At 67.6% G+C, this 21,913-nt stretch carries 15 protein-coding genes; 7 read left to right on the top strand and 8 right to left on the bottom strand.

What is annotated here, in order from left to right:
- Nucleotides 1-122 precede the first annotated feature (122 nt).
- Nucleotides 123-449, top strand: a complete 327-nt coding sequence (locus tag O4H32_RS09485) for a topoisomerase DNA-binding C4 zinc finger domain-containing protein (RefSeq protein ID WP_475572015.1) — start codon at nucleotides 123-125, stop codon at nucleotides 447-449.
- A 375-nt stretch (nucleotides 450-824) separates the two neighbouring features.
- Here the strand turns inward: O4H32_RS09485 and O4H32_RS09480 are convergent, their stop codons facing one another.
- Together O4H32_RS09480 and O4H32_RS09475 are read right to left on the bottom strand one after the other, a co-directional pair.
- Complete coding sequence (locus tag O4H32_RS09480; RefSeq protein WP_269358571.1) at nucleotides 825-2,003, bottom strand: hypothetical protein; 1,179 nt, start codon at nucleotides 2,001-2,003, stop codon at nucleotides 825-827.
- Nucleotides 2,000-2,938 (bottom strand): TrbG/VirB9 family P-type conjugative transfer protein, encoded by a 939-nt coding sequence (locus O4H32_RS09475; protein WP_269358570.1) that lies wholly within the window; start codon nucleotides 2,936-2,938, stop codon nucleotides 2,000-2,002. Before O4H32_RS09475 ends, O4H32_RS09480 begins: the two co-directional genes overlap by 4 nt.
- A 196-nt stretch (nucleotides 2,939-3,134) precedes the next feature.
- Here O4H32_RS09475 and O4H32_RS09470 point away from each other — a divergent pair, with 196 nt between their 5' ends.
- The gene (locus O4H32_RS09470) at nucleotides 3,135-3,626 is read left to right on the top strand and encodes a type III secretion system chaperone (protein ID WP_269358569.1); all 492 of its coding nucleotides are present in this window, start codon (nucleotides 3,135-3,137) and stop codon (nucleotides 3,624-3,626) included.
- A gap of 15 nt (nucleotides 3,627-3,641) precedes the next feature.
- A complete protein-coding gene (locus tag O4H32_RS09465) occupies nucleotides 3,642-4,187 on the top strand; it encodes a hypothetical protein (protein ID WP_269358567.1) in 546 nt (181 codons plus the stop codon).
- 63 nt (nucleotides 4,188-4,250) lie between these two features.
- Here the strand turns inward: O4H32_RS09465 and O4H32_RS09460 are convergent, their stop codons facing one another.
- From O4H32_RS09460 to O4H32_RS09440, 5 genes are all read right to left on the bottom strand, one after another.
- Entirely contained in the window at nucleotides 4,251-5,564 is a 1,314-nt protein-coding gene (locus O4H32_RS09460) for an extracellular solute-binding protein (RefSeq protein WP_269358565.1), read from the bottom strand.
- 6 nt (nucleotides 5,565-5,570) lie between these two features.
- Complete coding sequence (locus tag O4H32_RS09455; protein WP_269358563.1) at nucleotides 5,571-6,824, bottom strand: D-amino acid dehydrogenase; 1,254 nt, start codon at nucleotides 6,822-6,824, stop codon at nucleotides 5,571-5,573.
- A 73-nt stretch (nucleotides 6,825-6,897) separates the two neighbouring features.
- On the bottom strand, nucleotides 6,898-7,944 hold the full coding sequence (locus O4H32_RS09450) for a CDP-6-deoxy-delta-3,4-glucoseen reductase (protein WP_269358562.1): 1,047 nt from the start codon (nucleotides 7,942-7,944) through the stop codon (nucleotides 6,898-6,900).
- 49 nt (nucleotides 7,945-7,993) lie between these two features.
- On the bottom strand, nucleotides 7,994-10,300 hold the full coding sequence (gene parC / locus O4H32_RS09445) for a DNA topoisomerase IV subunit A (protein ID WP_407932640.1): 2,307 nt from the start codon (nucleotides 10,298-10,300) through the stop codon (nucleotides 7,994-7,996).
- 21 nt (nucleotides 10,301-10,321) lie between these two features.
- Nucleotides 10,322-12,283 (bottom strand): DNA topoisomerase IV subunit B, encoded by a 1,962-nt coding sequence (locus O4H32_RS09440; RefSeq protein WP_269358558.1) that lies wholly within the window; start codon nucleotides 12,281-12,283, stop codon nucleotides 10,322-10,324.
- A 149-nt stretch (nucleotides 12,284-12,432) separates the two neighbouring features.
- On the opposite strand from O4H32_RS09440, the gene trxA reads away from it, so the two are divergent.
- The 3 genes from trxA (at nucleotide 12,433) to gdhA (ending at nucleotide 15,468) form a co-directional block, all read left to right on the top strand.
- The gene (gene trxA / locus O4H32_RS09435) at nucleotides 12,433-12,759 is read left to right on the top strand and encodes a thioredoxin TrxA (RefSeq protein WP_269358556.1); all 327 of its coding nucleotides are present in this window, start codon (nucleotides 12,433-12,435) and stop codon (nucleotides 12,757-12,759) included.
- A gap of 98 nt (nucleotides 12,760-12,857) precedes the next feature.
- Entirely contained in the window at nucleotides 12,858-14,114 is a 1,257-nt protein-coding gene (gene rho, locus O4H32_RS09430) for a transcription termination factor Rho (RefSeq protein WP_269358554.1), read from the top strand.
- A 13-nt stretch (nucleotides 14,115-14,127) separates the two neighbouring features.
- A complete protein-coding gene (gene gdhA, locus O4H32_RS09425; RefSeq protein WP_269358552.1) occupies nucleotides 14,128-15,468 on the top strand; it encodes an NADP-specific glutamate dehydrogenase in 1,341 nt (446 codons plus the stop codon).
- A gap of 56 nt (nucleotides 15,469-15,524) precedes the next feature.
- Here gdhA and O4H32_RS09420 read toward each other — a convergent pair whose 3' ends face one another.
- The gene (locus tag O4H32_RS09420) at nucleotides 15,525-19,103 is read right to left on the bottom strand and encodes a YhdP family protein (RefSeq protein ID WP_269358550.1); all 3,579 of its coding nucleotides are present in this window, start codon (nucleotides 19,101-19,103) and stop codon (nucleotides 15,525-15,527) included.
- Between the two features lie 44 nt (nucleotides 19,104-19,147).
- On the opposite strand from O4H32_RS09420, the gene glnE reads away from it, so the two are divergent.
- Nucleotides 19,148-21,907 (top strand): bifunctional [glutamate--ammonia ligase]-adenylyl-L-tyrosine phosphorylase/[glutamate--ammonia-ligase] adenylyltransferase, encoded by a 2,760-nt coding sequence (gene glnE / locus O4H32_RS09415; protein ID WP_269358548.1) that lies wholly within the window; start codon nucleotides 19,148-19,150, stop codon nucleotides 21,905-21,907.
- Nucleotides 21,908-21,913: the final 6 nt, after the last annotated feature.

Below are 21,913 nucleotides of genomic sequence, written 5' to 3'. Positions count from 1 at the left end.
TCTCGTCTTCCATCTTTATGCTCATGGTGATTTCCTCTTCAATTATCACCTGAGCAGGTTTTTACTGGGTCAATACAAGCTTTCCCAACACCCGCACCGACGATCCGGTGCTGGCCTTGGCTATGCCCGAGGGAGACACCTTCCCTTTGGGAGAAGAACGCCGGCTGTTCTATGTAGCCCTGACCCGGGCCCGGCGCACCGTGGCAATGTTTACTATCCAAGGCCAACGCTCAACGTTCCTTCGGGAGCTTGAGGAAGACAGAGCCGTAGTACTGACCAATACCGAAGGCGATGTCCTTCAAGAGGAAGTCTGCCCGGCCTGCAAGCAAGGCGTGCTGGTGTTGCGCACGGGGCCGTACGGGGAGTTTCGCTCTTGCTCCAACTTCCCACGGTGCCGCTACAAGCCGAAACAACGCGGGGAGGTGCCCTCAGTTCACCTCAGGCCCTAGGATCCGACCCCACAGCCAGATTCAATAAGGTCGCTCCCTGGATGGCAGCATCCGCCACGCGCACAAAACGGGAACAGAACTTTAATGTCACTCACGATTTTGGGAACAGATCTTATTGTCACTATTGGGTGTGTAACAGAGCCACATAGGAAAAATTGCTGATTCAACATCTAATAAGTAGCTATTTTCACTAGAGCAGCAAGTTATCCACACCCGAGGTTTTTTTCGCAGGAAGGAGCAGTCTCGCGCGCTTCTTCATAGGGAGAACAGAACTTATTGTCACTGCAAAACAGTGGATAAGTCCGTTTTGGAACAGAACTTATTGTCACTAAACCGCCAGAACAGATCTATTTGTCACGGAACAGATCTTTAATGTCAGTGACCAATCCGGTCGATGTACGAGAAGGTGGTGCGGACCGCGTGTGAAATCGGCCGGCGGTTCAATCCCAGAACGGGCACGCTGCTGCGACGGACCAGCCTGACGGACTCGCCCAGTGCGCGGATGACGGCCTCGCTGCCGGCGAAGGGCCCCTGGACGATGTCCACTCCGAGCCTTCCGCCCGTGCCGCCGGCCAACGCCGGCATCGCCAGTCCGGCGGCGAGGCGGGCTCCGGAGAACACCAGGTTCCAGTCGATGCCCGCCTGGGCCTGTTCGGTCAAGGCCACGGTCAGTTCTTCGAAGACCAGGCGCACGCGCCGCGTCAGTGCCCGGTTTTCCCGCTCCAGGTAACGGGCGATGCGGTCCAGCACATCGGGCGTGTCGGTGACGACGACCGACGCCCCGGCGCCGGGTTCGGCCACCAGCACGCCGGCCCGGGACAGGAATGGCTCGATGCGGGCCCGGACGGTCTTCATGACATCCTGATCCCCGCCGCTGAGACGGGTGCCGGATGCGCTGACGAAGCCGCCGCCGGACGTGTCCCGCCCCTGTCCCAGGGACGCCTGGACACGCGCGTCCAGCGTCAGCGCCTGGATGTCGAACACCCGGGTGTCGGTGCGAAAAAATTCGATGCGGCCCCGTTCGTAGCGCCAGCGCACGCCCAGATGCGCGCACAGGCGGTCGAGGATGCGAGGCAGCGGCGCCGGGCCGGAGGCTAGATCGAAGGGCTCGGGCGGATCGGAGGCCGACGCGCCCTGCCCCGCGCCACCAGCCAGACGCGGCAGAAAAAACCCCGGCGGCAACAGGGCATCGGGGCGCACATGGACCGGAATCCCGGTGACGGCGGCGATGCGCCGCGCGATCCGACGCAAATCGCCGGTGCCGTCGGCGAACAGCAGGGTCGTGCGCACGCTGGCCCGCAAGGGCGCGGGCAGGGTCAGTTCGCGCGCCAGCGGCTGCGCCCGCCCGGCGACCCAGGGCCGGTCGATGTCCTGGGCGGCCCGGCGCGCGTCGGCGTCGGTCGCGGCCTGAACGAACCGCCCGTGTTCTCCGGACACGGCGGCGTCGGCCCGGCGGAATTCGTCGGCCGCACGGCGCAGACGTTCGGAAAGGGCGCAGCCGGACAAACCCAGGCACAGGCAGAGAACGGCCGGCCCCAGCCGGCGCGCCGTCATGATTCCGCCCCCGGCGCCCGGGTCCGGTCGCAGCGCTGCGCCAGCGGCACGACGCGCAGGACCCGGTTGGCGTAGAAGCAGGGCTGGACGGGCCGGTCGCCGAGTTCGGTGGCGGACAGCAGCCCTCGCACGGCCTGGCGGAACGAGTCCCCGAAAACGGCGGAACCCGCCAGGGGAATGTCGGCATCGACGTCCCAATGCTCCGGTTCGAAGGTCCAGCCCGCGACGCGCGCCCAGCGCCCCAGCGCTCGCCGGACGTTGCCGTCGGCCGGCGTGACCTCGAAGGATGCGCCGCGATCGCCGGTCACAGTCTGGACCGCGGACGGGACGGCTCCCCGTCCGGGCACGCCGTCATTCTCCCGAACGGGGAACGCTGGCGACACGGGTTGAACCGGAGGCGGGACCGGCCGAGGGTGCGGCGCGGGGAGCGGCGGTGCCGCACCCGATGCCGCGTCCATCGTTCGCGGCGCCTGATCGGCCAACGCCCCACCCGCTTGGGGCGCGACGGCCAGGCCGTCGTCATCCGCTGGCAGGGCGGATGTGACCGAGGGGTCGTCCGGCGTCGAAGAACGACCGGGTGCGCGCCAGGCCTCGGCCTGGGACAGGCCGCCGCGCAGGATGATCCGTGCGGGCACGCCGCGCAGGATCAAGTAATCCAGGTCCCGCTTGGGCCGCAACAGCCGGTCGCCCCGGGCGGTCCGCTCGAATACGGCGGGCGCCGGCTGGCCGGCGGGATACTGCAGCCAGGTCTCGCGCCCGTCGTCGAAAACCTGCAGCGGCGCCAGCGCCGGATCGCCCGCGATACGCCAGTCGAACCGGTAGATCCCGGGCGCCGGCGAAGGCCCCGCCAGGTCGCGCCACCAGGCGCCATCCGCCGGGATGGCGCAGCCCCCCAGACCCGCTAGCAACAACCCCGCGCCCAATTGCCTGATCATGTTTTCCCCCGCGACACCCTAGTCGTGAATCATGGCGCCCATGGTGGCGCCCTAGGCCGCGGGCCGCCAGACTGGGAAATACGCACGGACAAAACCCGCCCGGGGCGCAACGGCGGAAGGAACCAAATTTTCCGGTTTGATACTGACGCTCCGGGATCGCGAAAGTCTCGCCGCCATTTCACCTTAAGGAAAACACATGGATACAGAATCGTCCGTTCCTCTGAGACAGTGGGGGACACGCATCGAACAGGCCTTGGGCATCCAGCTCGGCATCCGCGAGGACGGCGCATTCGCCCTGCGCAGCAAGGGAGGCGCCCTGGTGGGCGTTGAGCCGATGGCCGGCACGCGCGGCGTGGCGCTGAATGGCGAGCTGGGAAAGAGCGGATCCCTGCCGGACCGCACGCTGCGCGCGCTGTTGGCCGTCAATCTGGCGCCGGGGCTGTCCGGCACGGGGTTCATCGGACTGGTGCCGCAAACCGATGCGCTGATCCTGCGCATGTTCTGGACGCCGGCCGAGCCGGAATGGACGGAAGACGCGTTCATGGCCATATTCACGACATTCGCCGAACATGTCGACAGTCTGGCCGCTGCGATCAGCAGCCGCGATATCGACCGCATCGTCGAGACCTCGGATTCCGCCGACGGCACCGCCCCGCACCCCCCCCACGACACGCTCAACCGGGCCTAGGCAAGGAGAAAAGCCATGAAAATTCCAGGCAATCCGATGCCGTCCATCCAGCTGGGCACGTCCCTGTCACAGGACTCGATCCCGTCGTCTTCGGGCGGCGATGGCGGCGGCCTGCAGGCAATGCTGTCGGGCGCGTTCGAGCAGTGCGGTATCGATCAGACGACCGTGCAAGACTATCTGGGTTCGGTCGGCATCGCGAAGGACTCGGGCATGGGGATGATGAGCCTCAAGAATGCCGTCTCGTCATTTTCGAGCTGGATGTCTTCGGACAGCTACATCAACAAAGATGCCTTGATGACGCTTTCGCATGGGCTCAACGGCGTCGCGCTGCTCGCCAAGACGGGTGGCGGCATGCTCGGCGGGCTGGGCGCCTATGCCACGGGCGCCACGGGCGCATTCGTCAATGCCTCGAAGGTCTATACCGGCGTGCAAGAAGGCAATCTGTCGCAGGCGCTGTTTTCGGGCGCAAAACTGTGCGCCGCCGTCGCACTGAGCGGCGTGCCGATGGCGGGCGCCGCGCTGACCGTGGCGGAAATCGCCTACAACCGCTATTACGGGTGACCGGAAGCACACCTTCGCGGTGAATGGCCGTCCGGGCGCGCTGGCGCGCCCGGGCATGCCCGGCTAACGCTGGCGCACCAGATTGTTGGCCTCGACCGCCGCCGTATTCAGTGCGGTGACGGCCGGCTGCTGGCCGTTCAGCGCGGAATCCAGGATCTGCTGGAAACGCGAACGGATGGCCGGGTAGTTGTGGATGCGGAAACCCTGGGCCGTCAGGGCGGCCTTGCCGCTATAGACGGCCACCAGATCGCGCCATTGCCCCAGATTGGCATAGTAGCTGGCTGGCGTGGCGTCGAACGCGGCCTGGGTCAGCGGCAGGAAGCCGGTCTGCTGGTACCAGCGCGCCGCCTGCTCGGGCTGCGACAACCAGCCCAGGAAGGCGGCCGTGGCCTGTGTAACGGACTTGTCGGTCTTCATGACCCACAGGCCGGCGCCGCTGACGAAGGGATTGCCGGGCTTGCGGGTGACTTCGGGGTAGTACGGCAGGCCGGACACCGCGTAGTCCAGTTTGCGTCGATCGTTGAATTCGCCGATATGCCCGGAACTGGACATCAGCACGGCACATTCGCCTTTGGCGAAGCGCTCGATGGAGCGCATGCCGGCATCCGGGCGCACCATGATCTCGGAGCGCACCCAGCTGATCATCAGGGCCAGGTGGCGCACATAGGTGGAATCGAAGGAGAAGCTGGGCAGGCCCTTGGCCTTCAGGCCGTTGTCGGCGCTGGCAAAGAGTTGATTGTTGACCGCCGCCAGGTTTTCCAGGTTGATCGACACCGGCAGGTCGGAAGTCAGCGGGCACTTGCGCGAACCGTTGTTGGCCATGGTCACGAGCTGGCCCTGCAGTTGCATCCAGGTGCGCTGCGGCACGGCGGGTACCAGATTGGCCTTCTTGAAGGCGTCCTGGTTGTAGTACATGACGGGGATTTCCAGCATGTACGGAAAGGCCATCAGCTGGCCCTTGGCATCGTGGATGAAGGCATTGTCCGGCGAAACGAACCAGCGCGTGTTCTTCAGCGCCGAGGATTTCTGCAGTACATGGAACGGTTGCACGTAGCTGCGCTGGGCGATGTCCTCGAGGGTGTGGCTGTCGCCGATCTGCGCCAGGGCGGGCAGTTTCCCGGACTGGGCGGCGGCGCCCAGCGCCTGATCGAGCGCCTGCGGGGTATCGAAGTCGCGCACCACGACCTTGATGTCGGACTGGCTTCGGTTGTAGGCCTTGATCAGGTCCTGGAAGGCTTCGGCGTTATGCCCCTTCAGAGAATGCCAGACCGGCACCTCGGTGGCCGCCCATGCGGGCGCGACAGCGATGGCTGCCACGAGCGCCCAGACAGCACGCATCCCCGGACGCGGCATGCCGGAACCGAAAGCAAGATTCATGATGAGTCAATCCAAAAAAGGAAAGTCGATATCCGGCGTCCGGCCGGACACCAGATCAGCCAGCACCCTGCCGGAACCCGCCCCCATGGTCCAGCCGAGGCTGCCATGGCCCGTGTTCAGGTAGAGATTGCGTATCCGGGTACGGCCAATGAGGGGGACGTTGGAAGGCGTCGTGGGGCGCAGGCCGGACCAGAACTGAACGTTATCAAAATCGAGGGCGCTTGGGAACAAGTCGCGGGCCTGCTCGACCAGCCGATTGCAACGAGCGGTGTCCAGGACGCGCGAATAGCCGCCGATCTCGGCCGTGCCCGCCATGCGCAGCCGGTCACCCAGGCGCGAGAAGACGATCTTGGCCTCCTGGTCCACCAGGCTGACCATGGGCGCCGCGTCCGGATCGCGCAGGCGAAAAGTCGCGGAATAGCCCTTGGCCGGCCAGACCGGGCAGGACAGGCCCAGCGGCGCCGTCAGCTCCGGCGTGAAGCTGCCCAGTGCCAGCACATAGGCGTCGGCCTGCAAAGGACGGAAATAGCCGTCGGGCTCGATCAGTTCGGCCACGGAAATGCGACCGTCCACAGGCACCAGCCGGTTGACCCGGGTGCCGTAGCGGAAGGTCACGCCCGCGTCCCGTGCACGTTCGGCCAGGGCGCGCGTGAACAGATGCACGTCGCCGGATTCATCGTCCGCCGTAAAATCGCCGCCCACGATCGGGTATCGGGACGCCGCCAGGGCCGGCTCGATGCGCAGGACCTCGGCCGCGTCGACGATGCGCCGGTCCACGCCGAGTTCACGCATTTTCGCGGCGCTGGCCCGGGCGTACTCGAATTCGCGCGGATCGCGGTAGAAAGCCAGGATGCCGCGCTCCAGGTGGTCATACTCGATGCCCAGGCCCGTCCGCAGTTCGCGCAGCGTGGCGCGGCTGTATAGCGCCAGGGTCGCCATGGCGCGCAGATTCGCCGCGAAGCGTGGCGCGCGGCATTCGTTCAGGAAGCGCGCGCACCACAGCCATTGCCGGGGATCCAGGCGCGGCGACACGCGCAGCGGCGCATCCGACCGTCCGATCCAGCGCATGACCTTGCGCAGGGTGTGCGCGCTGGCCCAGGGCTCGGCGTAGCAGACGGAGATCTGGCCGCCGTTGGCCCGGCTGGTCTCCAGGGCCGCGCCCGCGCGGCGCTCGACGACCTCGACCTCGTGGCCGGCGCGCGCCAGCCACCACGCGCTGGACACCCCGATGACGCCCGCGCCGAAAACCGCGATTTTCATCGCAGGACCGCTCCAGAATGGAAAGCGCACCGCCGGGGACGGCAGACCGAAGGCGCGGCGTGGTGGGTGATTTTCATGCTTCGACCCTGGCCAGGTCTGCCGCCGAGGTGAAGGCATCGGCGTGAAAGGCGTCGGGCGCCAGCCCGCACCGCTCGATGAAGTCGTGGCGCGCGGCCTCGACCATCGCCGGAGCGCCGCAGGCATAGACCTGGTGGCCGGACAGATCGGGCAGGTCTTCCATGACGGCCTGGTGGACCCAGCCTGTGCGCCCCGTCCAGCCGTCGCCGGGCTCGGCATCGGACAGGACCGGCACGAAGCGGAAGCCCGGCAGGCGATCCCGCCATTCGAGCGCCAGGGCCTGGCGGTACAGGTCGGCGGGACGGCGCCCCCCCCAATACAGCGTCGCCGGGCGCGCGTCGCCCCGGGCCAGCATGCCTTCGATCATGGACTGGATGGGGGCGAAGCCCGTGCCGCTGGCCAGGAAGACGATCGGCCGCGGATCGTCCGGGTCCAGGAAGAAAGAGCCCAGCGGTCCCTCGATGCGCAGGATCTCGCGCGGCTTGAGCGGCTCGTCGCCCGCGCCGAAGACCCGGCTGGTGAACAGCCCGCCCGGCATGTGGCGCACGTGCAGACGCACCCGATGGCCCTCCGCCTGGGCGCAGGCCATGGAATAGCTGCGCCGGGTGCCGTCCTTGAAGATGAATTGCAGGTATTGCCCGGGCTGGAAGCGGAAGGCCTCCGCCGAGGGCAGTTGCAGGGTGATCTCCATCACGTCGGGCGCAAGCGGTTCGAGCGACAGCACCCGAACGGGCATCTTGCGCACCACGATGTCGTCGGCCATGCGGACCTCGCGGGCCTCGATCACCAGATCGGAGGCCGGTCGCGCCTGGCACAACAGGGTATGCCCCCGCGCCAGATCGGCCGCGTCGAGGATGCGGGCCGGCGCGGGCCCCGCGTCGTATTCGCCCGAGACCACGCGGCCCTCGCAGGTGGAGCAGGTGCCGTTGCGGCAACTGTAGGGAAGGACGATGCCGGCCGCGAGGGCGGCATCCAGGACCGTCTGCCCCGGCTCGACCGTGAATTCCCGATCGGCCGGCAGCACCGTGACCTTGAAGCTCATGATGTGGATTCCATCGGCGTGTTGCAGGAGTCCTATTCTAGCCCTCCGGTCAGTCCCCCGCCCCCGGCCAGAGGCTGGGCTGCTTGATCTTGACGTCCAGCAGCCGTCCCTTGCGGGCACGCCGGCCCGCATACAGCGCCAGTTCCTCCGGCGTCAGGACCAGTTCCGTGTCGCGCGCCCGGTAGACGCCGCGCAACACCACGCCTGCGGCCCCCACCCCGGCCCACTGTTCGATACGGTCGCCCTCGTCCAGCCCCATCAGGATGGTGCCTCGGCCACCGCTCGACAGCGTCTTCAGTTCGTCGAGCGCCACCACCAGGAATTTGCCCTTGCGGCTGAGCAGCGCCACGGCCGTGTCGTCGTCGCGCAACAGCAAGGGCTTGAGCAGCGTGTCGCCCTTTTCCAGGGTGATGAACTGCTTGCCGGCATGCTGGCGGGTGGACAGGTCGCCGATCCGCGCCAGGAAGCCATAGCCGGACGCCACGCCCAGCAGGACGCGGCGGCCGGACGCGCCCGCCAGCATGTGGACGATGCGTCCGCCCGGCTCCAGGCCGACCATCGAAGTCACCGGCTGCCCGTCGCCGCGCGCAGACGGCAGGCTCGCCACCGCGATGCTGTAGGACCGGCCGGTGCTCGACAAGGCCATGAGTTCCTGCGTGCTGCGGCATTCGATGGCGTCATAGAGCGAGTCGCCCGTCTTGAAGCCGAACTGCGTCGCGTCGTGGCCGTGGCCCTGGCGGGCGCGCAACCAGCCCTTCTGGGATACCACCACGGTGACGGGCTCGTCCACCACCTGGGTTTCCAGGACGGCGCGCTCGGCCGGCTCGATCAGCGTGCGGCGATCGTCGCCGTACTGCTTGGCGTCGGCCTCGATCTCGCGGATCATCAGGCGCTTGAAGGCGGCGGGATCGTCCAGCAGTTCCTGCAGCGCCAATTGGTCCGCGCGCTTCTGCGCCAGTTCCTGCTCGATGCGGATGCCTTCCAGCCGGGCCAGCTGGCGCAGGCGCATTTCCAGGATGTCGTCGGCCTGGCGTTCGGTCAGGCGGAAACGTTCCATCAAGGCCGCGCGGGGCTCGTCCGCCTCGCGGATGGTACGGATGACTTCATCCACGTTCAGGTAGACGATGCTGCGGCCTTCCAGGATGTGGATGCGGTCCAGCACCTTGTCCAGGCGGTGGCGGGTGCGCCGCGTGACCGTCTGGGCACGGAAGGCCAGCCAGGACTCCAGGACCTGGCGCAGGCTGCGCTGGCCCGGCCTCCCGTCGGTGTCGATGCACACCAGGTTGATCGGCACGTTGCCTTCCAGGCCGGTGCGCACCAGCAGCATGTTGACGAACTCGTCGCGGCCGATGCGGCTGGTCTTGGGCTCGAAGACCAGCCGCACGGGATCCTGTTTGCCGGATTCGTCGCGCACCGAATCCAGCATGCCCAGGACCAGCGCCTTGGTCTGCTGCTGCTCGGCCGACAGGGATTTCTTGCCGGCGCGCGGCTTGGGATTGGTCAGGTCCTCGATGGTCTCCAGGATCTTCTGGGCGGAGGCCCCGGGCGGCAGTTCGGTCACCACCAGTTGCCACTGGCCGCGCGCCATGTCCTCGAAATGCCAGCGGGCGCGGGCCTTCAGGGTGCCCCGGCCACCGGCGTAGATCTGGGCGATGTCCTCGGGCGGCGTGATGATCTGGCCCCCGCCGGGGAAGTCCGGACCCGGCACCAGGGCGAAGAGTTCCGCGTCGGGCAGGCCCGGTTTGCGCAACAGGGCCACGCAGGCGCGCGCAACCTCGCGCAGATTGTGCGAGGGGATTTCCGTGGCCATGCCCACCGCGATGCCCGACGCGCCGTTCAGCAGCATGACCGGCAGACGCGCCGGCAGGCACACGGGTTCCTGCTGGCTGCCGTCGTAGTTGGGGGTGAAATCGACCGTGCCCTCGTCCAGTTCATCCAGCAGCAAACGAGAGAATGGCGTCAGGCGGGCCTCGGTGTAGCGCATGGCGGCGGCGTTGTCGCCGTCGCGCGAGCCGAAATTGCCCTGCCCGTCGATCAAGGGGTAGCGCAGCGCGAAATTCTGCGCCATGCGCACCATGGCGTCATAGGCCGCCTGGTCGCCGTGCGGGTGATATTTGCCCAGTACGTCGCCCACCACACGGGCGGATTTCACGGGCCGGGCCTGCGGCCCCAGACCCATCGCGTCCATGGCGTACAGGATGCGGCGCTGCACCGGTTTCTGGCCGTCGGACACTTCAGGCAGCGCGCGGCCGCGCACCACCGACACGGCGTAATCCAGGTAGGCCTGTTCGGCGTAGCGCGCCAGCACCAGGCCGTCGTCGTCGCCGTCCGGCAATTCAGTCTGATTCAAATCCATTCCAGTCCCTTACCCAGTCCGTCACACATCCACGTCGGCCAGATTGCCTTTTTCCTCGAGCCAGACGCGCCGCTGGGCGGCCTCGCCGCGCGCCATCAGCATGTCGAACATGCGCGCCGAGTTCGTCAGTCCCTCGCCGCCGTGGCGCACCCGCGCGAGACGGCGGGTATCCGGGTTCAGCGTCGTGTCCCAGAGCTGTTCGGCGTTCATCTCGCCCAGCCCCTTGAAACGGCTGATACGCCAACCGCCTTCGCGCAGGCCTTCGCCGCGCAGCTTGTCCAGCACCGCGTCGAGTTCCGCCTGGTCCAGGCAGTAGAGCTTGCGCGCCGGGCGCTTGCCGGCCGCGGGCACGTCCACGCGAAACAATGGGGGACGGGCGATGTAGACGTGGCCGGCCTCGATCAGGCGCGGAAAGTGACGCAGGAACAGGGTCAACAGCAGCACCTGGATGTGCGCGCCGTCCACGTCCGCGTCCGACAGGATGCAGATGCGGCCGTAGCGCAAGCCCGAGAGGTCGGCCTCCTGGCCCGGGCCGTGCGGGTCGACGCCGATGGCCACGGAAATGTCGTGGATCTCCTGGTTGGCGAACAGCCGGTCGCGCTCCACTTCCCAGGCGTTCAGGATCTTGCCGCGCAGCGGCAGGATGGCCTGGAATTCCTTGTCGCGGCCCATCTTGGCCGAACCGCCGGCCGAATCGCCCTCGACCAGGAAGACCTCGGTGCGGTTCACGTCCGTCGACTCGCAATCGGTGAGCTTGCCCGGCAGGACCGCGACTCCCGAACCCTTGCGCTTCTCGACCTTGCGCGCGGCGCGGGAACGGGCCTGGGCCTGGCCGATGGCCAGCTCGGCGATCCTCTTGCCGTGTTCCACGTTGGCGTGCAGCCAGAGTTCCAGCGCATTGCGCAGGAAGCCGCCCACCAGGCGCACCGCGTCGCGGCTGTTCAGGCGTTCCTTGATCTGGCCCTGGAACTGCGGATCCAGGATCTTGGCCGACAGGATGAAGCTGGCGCGCGCGTACACGTCCTCGGGCAGCAGACGGATGCCCTTGGGCAGCAGGTTGTGCAGTTCGGCGAAGGACTTGACCGCGCCGAACAGGCCCTCGCGCAAGCCCGATTCGTGGGTGCCGCCGGCCGGGGTGGCGATCAGGTTGACGTAGGATTCCCGCACCACGGGACCGTCCTCGGTCCAGGCCACGACCCACTGGGCGCCCTCGCCCGGCGCGTACTGCTCGTCGTCCGGGCCCGCGTACTGGCCGCCCTCGAAGGGCGGCGCCAGGGTCGGCGCGCCGCCCAGGGCCTCGTCCAGGTAGCCGCGCAGGCCGGATTCATAGTGCCATTCGCGCCGCTGGCCGGTCTTTTCCAGCGTCAGCGTCACCCGCGTGCCCGGCAGCAGCACCGCCTTGCTGCGCAGCGCGTGCTCCAGCTCCCCCAGCGGCACCTGGGCATGATCGAAATAGCGCGCATCCGGCCAGGCGCGCACCCGGGTGCCGGAACGCCGCCGTCCGACGGTGGCCACCTGGGCCAGCGGCTCGACCACGTCGCCGTCGGCGAAGACAATGCGCCATTCGCCGCCGTCGCGCCAGACGGTGACCTCGAGCCGCGTGGACAAGGCGTTGGTGACCGACACCCCCACCCCGTGCAGGCCGCCGGAAAAAGCATAGGCGCCGCCGTCGGCCTTGCTGAACTTGCCCCCCGCATGCAGGCGGGTGAAGACCAGCTCGACCACGGGCGCGTGTTCCTCGGGATGCTCGCCCACCGGAATGCCGCGCCCGTCGTCCTCGACCGTCAGACTGCCGTCGGCGTGCAGTGTGACGGCGATGTTGCGGGCATGACCGGCCAGCGCCTCGTCGGCGGCGTTGTCGACGACTTCCTGGATGATGTGCAGCGGATTGTCGGTGCGCGTGTACATGCCGGGACGCTGGCGCACAGGCTCCAGCCCCTTCAGGACGCGGATCGACGACTCATCGTAGCGTGCGGTGCTCAATGTTTTCCATCCGTCGGTGTGATTCGAAAGAGGCCTATTTTACGGAGAATTAATGGTATGCTTATCGCCATTGGACCGACGCGCCCTTCCTCGGGGCGGTTTCATTCCGGTCCGCCGTCTTCCCTTATCCTCGCATCCGCGCACACGACATGAGTGACTCCATCAAGCACGTCAGCGACGCGTCCTTTACGGGCGACGTGCTCCAATCCGATCTGCCCGTGCTGGTCGACTACTGGGCCGAATGGTGCGGCCCCTGCAAAATGGTCGCCCCCCTGCTCGACGAGGCCGCCGCCCAATACCGGGGCCGCGTCACCATCGCCAAACTGAATGTGGACGAAAACCCCGACAGCGCGGCCAAATACGGTATCCGCGGCATTCCCACCCTGATGCTGTTCAAGGACGGCAAGGTCGCCGCCACCAAGGTCGGCGCCCTGTCGCGCACCCAGCTCCAGGCCTTCCTCGACGAAGCCCTCTGACACGCCTCGTCCGTCCGCTCTGATTCCGCGCGCGAACCCGGTCCCGGGTTCGCCGACCACTCAACGACTTCCACTTCTCTTCCCTCTCCCTCTTTCCCATGCACCTGAACGAACTCAAAGCGCTGCACGTTTCGCAGCTGCTCGAAATGGCCGCCGGTCTCGAGATCGAAAACGCCAATCGGCTGCGCAAACAGGAACTGATGTTTGCCATCATGAAACGGCGGGCCAAGCAGGGCGAACAGATCTTCGGCGACGGGGTCCTGGAAGTCCTGCCCGACGGCTTCGGTTTCCTGCGCTCGCCGGAAACGTCCTATCTGGCCAGCACCGACGACATCTACATCTCGCCCTCCCAGATCCGGCGCTTCAACCTGCACACGGGCGATTCGATCGAAGGCGAGGTCCGCACGCCAAAGGATGGCGAACGCTACTTCGCGCTGGTCAAGGTCGACAAGGTCAACGGCACGGTCCCGGAAGCCATCAAGCACCGGATCATGTTCGAGAACCTGACGCCGCTGCACCCCGACGAACCGCTGGTGCTGGAACGCGACATCAAGAGCAAGGAAAACATCACCGGCCGCATCATGGACATCTTCGCGCCGATCGGCAAGGGCCAGCGCGCCCTGGTGGTCGCCAGCCCGAAGTCCGGCAAGACGGTGATCATGCAGCACATCGCGCACGCCATCACCGACAACTATCCCGATGCGGTGATGATCGTGCTGCTGGTGGACGAGCGCCCCGAGGAAGTCACCGAAATGCAGCGCACCGTGCGTGGCGAGGTCGTGGCCTCCACCTTCGACGAGCCGGCCACGCGCCACGTCCAGGTCGCCGAAATGGTCATCGAAAAGGCCAAGCGCCTGGTCGAAATGAAAAAGGACGTGGTCATCCTGCTGGACTCCATCACCCGCCTGGCGCGCGCCTACAACACCGTAGTGCCGGCCTCGGGCAAGGTCCTGACGGGCGGCGTGGACGCCAACGCCCTGCAACGCCCCAAGCGCTTCTTCGGCGCGGCGCGGAACCTGGAAGAAGGCGGTTCCCTGACGATCATCGGCACGGCCCTGATCGAGACCGGCAGCCGCATGGACGAAGTCATCTACGAAGAATTCAAGGGCACCGGCAACTCCGAGGTGCACCTGGAGCGCCGTCTGGCCGAGAAACGCATCTACCCGGCCATCAACCTGAACAAATCCGGCACGCGTCGCGAAGAACTCCTGATCAAGCCCGAGCTTCTACAGAAGATCTGGGTCCTGCGAAAGTTCATCCATGACATGGATGACGCCGAAGCAATGGAATTCATCCTGGACAAAATCCGGGCCACCAAGAACAACGCCGAATTTTTTGACATGATGAAAAAATAAGCGAGCACCTTTGATGACACTTTCTTCCGTCGATCAGTTCCTCACCCGGATTCAGGCCCGGGATCCGCACCAGCCCGAGTTCATGCAGGCCGTGAAAGAAGTCATGCACAGCCTGTGGCCTTTCATCCAGCAGAATCCGCGCTACGCCAGCCAGGCTCTGCTCGAGCGTCTCGTCGAACCCGAGCGCGCCCTGCAGTTCCGCATCAGCTGGATGGACGACGCCGGACGGATCCAGGTCAACCGGGGCTTCCGCATCCAGCACAGCTCGGCCATCGGCCCCTACAAGGGCGGCATGCGGTTCCACCCCTCGGTGAACCTCTCCATCCTGAAATTCCTGGCCTTCGAGCAGACTTTCAAGAACGCGCTGACCACCCTGCCCATGGGCGGCGGCAAGGGCGGTTCCGACTTCGACCCCAAGGGCAAGTCCGACGCCGAAGTCATGCGTTTCTGCCAGGCCCTGATCATCGAACTGCACCGCCACCTGGGACCCGACACGGACGTGCCGGCCGGCGACATCGGCGTGGGTGCCCGCGAGGTCGGCTTCATGGCCGGCATGATGAAGAAACTGTCCAACCAGGGCGCCTGCGTCTTCACCGGCAAGGGCCTGAGCTTCGGCGGCAGCCTGATCCGCCCCGAGGCCACCGGCTACGGCACGGTCTACTTCGCCGAAGAAATGCTCAAGCACGCCGGCCAGTCCCTCGACGGCTACACGGTTTCGGTTTCCGGATCGGGCAACGTGGCACAGTACACCATCGAGAAATGCCTGCAACTGGGCGCCAAGGTCGTCACGGTGTCCGATTCCCACGGCTGCGTGGTGGATCCGGCGGGTTTCACGACGGAAAAACTCGCGGCCCTGATCGAACTGAAGAACGAAAAACGCGGCCGCGTCGAGGAATACGCCAAACAGTTCGGCCTGACCTACGAGGCTGGCAAACGCCCCTGGCACGTGCCCGTGGATGTGGCCCTGCCCTGCGCGACCCAGAACGAACTGGAGATCGAGGACGCTCGCACCCTGATCGGCAATGGCGTGCGCTGCGTGGCCGAGGGCGCCAACATGCCTTCCACCATCGAGGCGGCCAGCGCCTTCATCGAGGCCGGCGTGCTGTACGCGCCCGGCAAGGCCAGCAATGCCGGCGGGGTGGCCGTGTCCGGCCTGGAAATGAGCCAGAACGCCCAGCGCCTGTCCTGGACGCGGGACGAGGTCGACGCCAAGCTGCATGCCATCATGCGCGACATCCACCAGAACTGCGTGCGTTACGGCGGCGCGGACAAGACCGTCAACTACCTGAACGGCGCCAACATCGCCGGCTTCGTGAAAGTGGCCGACGCGATGCTGGCCCAGGGAGTGTACTGATGACGCTTCGGACGGTATTTCCCCGGCAATGAAAAAAGCTCCCTCGGGAGCTTTTTTCATTGCCCCGCGGCCACCGGCACATCCTGGATCTTGGGATCGTCCCACGTCCCCGTGATGCGGTAGCGCGCCGTCATGCTCCGGGCCAAGGGCGCCTTCAGCAACCATTGCGTGACGAAGGCGCCCAGGCCGATCAACGGATTAACGGCGATGCCGGCGGCCAGGGCCGCACCGCTGACATCCAGGCTGGGCACGATGACGGCCTGCAGGTCGAGGGTCTCGTCCACAATGTCGGCACTCCCCTCGAGCAGGATGGTGCCCACCGGCCCGATCACCTTGTAATCGCGGACTTTGACCTTGCCCCGGTCCATGTCCAGCGCGCCCCGGAACTGGTCGAAGGGAAAACCGTCCTTCGGCAGGCCGGCCAGCCCGCTGTCCAGCTTCGTCAACCGGGTAATGGACTGAAGCGACAGGAATTCCAGCAGTTTGCCCGTGTGCGAACCCAGTTTCTGGAAGCGGCCCTTGTCCAGCTCGATCCGCACACTGCCGCCCAGGTCCGCCTTTTCGCGCGTCCAGGGCAGATTGCGCCACTGGAAGCGCCCCTTGAGCGTGCCTTCGCCGCCGGACATCACATCCTTCCAGCCGGCCCGGTCCATCCAGGCGCCCAGGTTTTGCGCCTGGACCGAGGCGTTCAGCTCCAGGCCACGGTCCGGACCGCGCAAGCGCCAGAGGCCCGACCCGCGCAGCCGGGCATCCTCGTCGCCCAGGCGCAGGTTGTTCAGAGACCAGAGGTGGCGGACGCTATCGCGCACGCCTTCCAGGGACAAGGCCCCCATCGCGTGTCCATACAGGCGCAGTTCGTCGGCCTGCAACACGATCCCGGGGATTTCCAGATCGTCGTCGAAAGAGGCGTTCTCGTCGGGCTCGGCCTCGGGCAACAGGGAACGGGCATCACGCGGATCGTCGCCCAGACTCAGGCGGGCGAAGCGCGCCGACACGCGGCCCTGCACGCGGCCGTCGCGCTCCTGCCACTTGAGGGTGCCGCTGGTCTGGTCGGAACGCAGGTTCATCGACCATTGCTCCTCGGGGGTGCGCGACACCCGCAGCACGGCCTGATCCAGGCGCGTGCCCATCAGCCGCATCTGGTCGGCCTGGACGCTCAGCAGACTCAAATCCGGCCATAGCGGCCGCGTGGCGGGCTGCCGTGCGCCGGCGCCGCGCCGGGGGATGGAGAACTCGTCGACGATGCGATTCCATCGATCCAGGTCGAACAGCGGATAGGCGACCTCGACCCGCATGCCGTCCGCGCCCGCGTCGGCGGCGCGCCCCGCCCCCACGGCGGCGCCCTGGAAATAAGGCCCGCGCCTGGCCTTGCGGTCGTGCCGCAGGGCCAGGCGCAAGGCATCGCCGTACTGCGCGTCCAGCCTGTCCGAATTCGGATCGGCATCGGACCACTGCACGTGCAAGGGTCGGGATTGTGCGGCCGGCTTGGCCAGGGGCGCGGGAAAGTCCAGTCCCAGGCCCCGGGTATCCGAATCCAGGGCGAAGACCGTGGCGCGCCCCTGCATGCGCAGAGAGGCCCGATAGTCCAGCGCGCCCGTGAGGCGGCGCATGCCCGGCACGCCCACGTAATCGGCCAGCGCACGTGCGCCGATCCGGCCCTGGAAGTCCAGGCCGGCGTCCTGCGGGCCGCCCAGACCACCGCTGATTTTCACATCCCCCCCCAGCAGCCGGGCGCTGAGGGGCTGGGCGATGCGCACGCCCTGCTCGCTGAAATGCAGCCGCCCTTCGATCGCCTGGAAGGCCGGCGCATGCGGCAGAAACCGCAGACTGGCCTGCCGCAAATCCACGCGCCCCTGGACCTGGGTGTCCTCGCTATGCAGCAAGGGGATGGTCAGGGAAAGCGGCACAGCCCAATCACCCCCGGCGCTCGCCTCGTCGAAGACGCCGTCCAGCAAGGCGGCCAACGGCGAATGCCGGATCAGCGACATATAGGCCTCGCCCGGAGCCGAAGTCAGCCCCGAGACCTGGAGGGTGGACTGATTCTCCAGATCCGGAATCCGGGCCGTCAGCCCCGACAGGACGATTTCCTGGCCGGACTCCGGACGCATCCGGGCGGTGGAGGCGCTCAAACGCAGGTCGGTGCGGTGCAGATCGGCCGTCCCCGAGACGGCCTCGAGCAAGGGCCAGGCTTCCTTGGGGGGCGCCCCGGGCACGAATTCGATGCGCGCGTCGTGAAAGTCCCCCTGGATACGGAAATCGCCCGCCTGTGGCTGCGCGCCGAAAGGAAATTCCGCCAGATCGCCCCGCAGGCGCCAGCGGGCATCCACGACCTCGCCCGCGCGCAGACCGCCCGCCAGCCAGTCCCGGGCATCCGGATTGACCTCGAGCGGCAGATAGCGATGGATCGCATCCAGGCGGGCGCGGGCGATCGTCCCCTGGAAATCGGCCTGGCCGGCCGGACCGCCGGACGTCCAGACACCCGAGCCCCGCAGGGCGATGTCGGGGTTGCGCCAATCCAGATCGTCCAGCGCCAAGGCCCAGGCCCCGGCGCGCCGCAATCGGCCCCGGGCCTCGAGAAAACCCAGCGACAAAGGCTGGGCGAACACGCCCGGCAAGGTGCCCCGGGCGCCCTGGGCGCGCACCTGGAAATTCAGGCCGTCATCCATCGGACCGTTCCGGTCCAGGGCCAGCCACTGGTCCAGCGCGCCCTCGGCCCAGATCCCCGCGCGAGGCACGTCCAGCGACAAGCCGGACTCGTCGGACCAGCGCGCGGCGTCGGTTTCCAGCAGCAGCGTCAGGCGGGGCCGGCCATCCTGCGTGCGCACCCAGGCCTGCGCCTGCGCGCCGCCCCGCAGCAGGGCTTCGGGCAGATCCACCCAGGTGCGCCAAGCCTTGGAGCGGACGGATCCGATCCGCAGCCAGGCCTGCCAGTCCGCAGGCAGGCGGCCCTGTGCCAGCGTGTCGGGGTCGGCCAGCCGCGCGCTCAGTTCGAGCCGGGCGCCGCCCGCGTCCGGCACCCGGGCGCCGAGCGACATGGCCAACATCCCGCCGTTGCGTTCCAGGACGGCCTCGACGTTTTCCAGGCGCAACTCGGGCGCCGCGCGCGCCTGATCCACCCAGCGCAGCGTGGTGTCGAGGAAAGCGATCCGGGGCTGGGCCAGCAGCCACCCCAGCACAGGAGCGTCCCCGGAACCCTGCGCGCCGTTCAGGGCGAGGGTCTGGCCCAACAGGCCCAGGCGCCCGTCCGGCAAACGGTCCAGCGTCAGGTCCATGCCGCAGACCCGCAAGTCCAGCAGCCCCCGATGCCCCGGCAGGATGGCACGCCAGTCCAGCCGCGCGCGTGCTTCGGGGATGGTGAGCAGATCGCGGCCGTCGGCGGCCCGCAGGCGCGTGTCCCGCACATCGAATTCGGGATCCCAGCCGTGCCAGCGGACCTGGATGGAGCCCAACGCGACCTGGACGCCAAGCGCCTGCGACAGGCGCGCGTCGATGCGTGGGCGCCAGGCGTCGATCTGCGGCAGCACGGCGTACCGCAAGACCAGCAGGGCGATCCCCACGCAGAAATACAGGCCGACGGCGACTGCGAGAAGCCGGCGCCCCCAGGTGGAGCCATGGCGTGAAATGAATTGGCGCATGCCACCTTTTGCAGTATGTTAGGGGCTTTTAAACAGCGGCCCCCATGTCCGAGACCATTATATTCAAGCCCGCCCTGCAATGGTCCGGCGCTCTGCGGCGCTGCCTGACGGCGCACCCCGACCAGGAGGCCCGCCTGGCGGCCGACGCCGCCCAGCCCGTCACCCGCAGGATTCTGGCCGACTGGTACGCGGAACTGATCGGCCCCGCACCGGCCCGGCCGCCCCAGCAGGCCGATCTGCGACGCGCCCTGCGGCGGCTCCGGGCCCGGGTCTTCGCCACCCTGGCGGTGCGCGACGTCGCCGGCCTGGCTCCCCTGCACGAGGTGGTGTCGACCATGTCGCACCTGGCCGACCTGGCCGTGGGCGAAGCCTATGCCTGCGCCATGCATACGTTGATGGAGACCCACGGAACCCCCCGCCATCCCGACACCGGCGCGCCCCAGGACATGCTGATCCTGGGCATGGGCAAACTGGGCGGCAAGGAACTGAACGTCTCGTCCGACATCGATCTGATCATGCTCTACGATGAGGAGGGCGAAACCGACGGCCGGCGGCGCATCAGCCACCACGAGTTCTACGGCAAGGTCTGCCGGCTGATGATGCCGATCCTGTCCGAGCCCGATGCCGACGGCATCGTCTTTCGCACCGACCTGCGCCTGCGCCCCGACGGCGACAGCGGACCGCTGGCCTGGAGCCTGGCGGCGCTGGAAAACTATCTGGTGGTCCAGGGCCGGGAATGGGAACGCTACGCCTGGCTCAAGGCCCGGCTGATCCCCTGTCCGCTGTTCGACGAGGCGGCCTTCGCCGCCCAGGCGCGCGATGTCGAATCCCTGCGGCGGCCTTTCGTGTACCGCAAATATTTCGATTTCGACGCGCTGGCGGCCCTGCGCGGCCTGCGCGAGCGCATCCGCATGGACTGGCAGCGCCGCGCCCAGGCGCGCAAGGGCCTGGACACCCGCCACAACATCAAGCTGGGCGAGGGCGGCATCCGCGAGATCGAATTCGTCGTCCAGCTCAATCAGTTGATCCGTGGCGGGCGCCAGCCTTCCCTGCAACAGCGCAATCTGCTGGCGGCCCTGCACAAACAGCGCCGCGCCGGTATCCTGGACGAGGCCCAGGCCACCGGTCTGGAGGCCGCCTACATCCACCTGCGGCGGGTCGAGCACATGCTGCAATACCGCGAGGACGAACAGACCCACCTGCTGCCTCGCACGGACGAGGGCATGACGGCCCTGGCCCGGGCCATGGGCCACGCCGACACGGCCGGGTTCCTGGCCGAGCTGGACCGGCACCGCGCCTTCGTCTCGCAGTGCTTCCGCGATGCCTTCCGCATCGCCGGCATGGGCGGCGATACGCAGGAGCCGGAACCCCCGAGAGCCGAAACGCCCGCGGCGCCGCTGTCGGACGGCCAGACCGACGCCATGCAGGCCCGCATCGACGCGCTGCTCGACAGCCACCGGATCCGCAGCCTGCCGCACGCCAGCCTGCAACGGCTGCAGGCCCTGCTGCCGGGCCTGACCCGGGCGGCGGCGCGCACCGATGACCCGCCCGTCGCGCTGCAGCGGCTGCTGAACCTGGTCGAGCACATCGCCCAACGCAGCGCCTACCTGGCGCTGCTGGCCGAATACCCCGAAACCCTGGCCCGCGTGGCGCGCATCGTCCAGGCCAGCCCCTGGGCCTCGGAATACCTGACCCGCTATCCGCTGCTGCTCGACAGCCTGATCGAATGGCGCAGCCTGATGCAGGCGCCGGATTTCCCGGCCCTGGCCGAACAGTTGCGCAACGACCTGGACGCCTGCCTGCTGCCCGACGGGCAGCCCGATGTGGAACAGCAGATGAACCTGGTGCGCGACGTCCAGCACCAGATCACGTTCCAGTTGCTGGCCCAGGATCTGGAAAATGTCATCAGCGTCGAAGGGCTGGCCGATCACCTGTCCGCCCTGGCCGACCTGATGCTGGCCGAGGCCATCCACCGGGTCTGGCCCCAGGTGTTGCCGCGCGAACGCCGCGCCGATCCGGGCAAGCCCCGGTTCGCCATCATCGCCTACGGCAAGCTGGGCGGCAAGGAGATCGGCTACGCATCGGACCTGGACCTGGTCTTCCTGTACGACGACCCGGACCAGGAGGCCGGCGAACGCTACGCCAAGCTGGGGCGCCGGGTGGCGTCCTGGCTGTCCACCCTGACCTCGTCGGGCCGGCTGTACGAGATCGACCTGCGCCTGCGCCCGGACGGCGACGCCGGCCTGCTGGCCCTGCCCATCGACGCCTTCGAGCACTACCAGTTGACGCAGGCCTGGCCCTGGGAACACCAGGCCCTGACCCGGGCGCGCTTCGTGGCGGGCGATGCCGCCATCGGTGCCCGTTTCGAGGACATCCGCCGGCGCATCCTGCTGCTGCCGCGCGACCCCGAGGCCCTGCGCCGCGAGGTACTCGCGATGCGCGACAAGATTTCCCAGGGACACCCCAATCGCAGCGGCGACTTCGATCTGAAGCACGACCGGGGCGGCATGGTGGACATCGAGTTCATCACCCAGTTCCTGGTGCTCAGCCAATCGGGCGCCCATCCCGAACTGCTGGACAACCTGGGCAACATCGCCCTGCTGGGCCTGGCGGCCCGGGCGGGCCTGATCCCGGGCCCGCTGGCCGCCGAAGCGGCGGACGCCTACCGCGTCTTCCGCCGGCGCCAGCACACCCTGCGCCTGCAAGGCGCCGACAAGGCGCGCGTGCCCCAGTCGGAATTCGCACGCGAGCGCGAAGCGGTGCGCCTGCTGTGGGCGCACGTGCTAGAGGAAACAGGCTTGTAAAGGCCG

It is taken from the genome of Castellaniella denitrificans (assembly GCF_027214045.1).
GTDB classification, from domain to species: Bacteria; Pseudomonadota; Gammaproteobacteria; order Burkholderiales; family Burkholderiaceae_B; genus Castellaniella; species Castellaniella denitrificans_A.
Note: the sequence above shows the minus strand (reverse complement) of the source record. Positions and strands in the feature narration are given on the sequence as shown.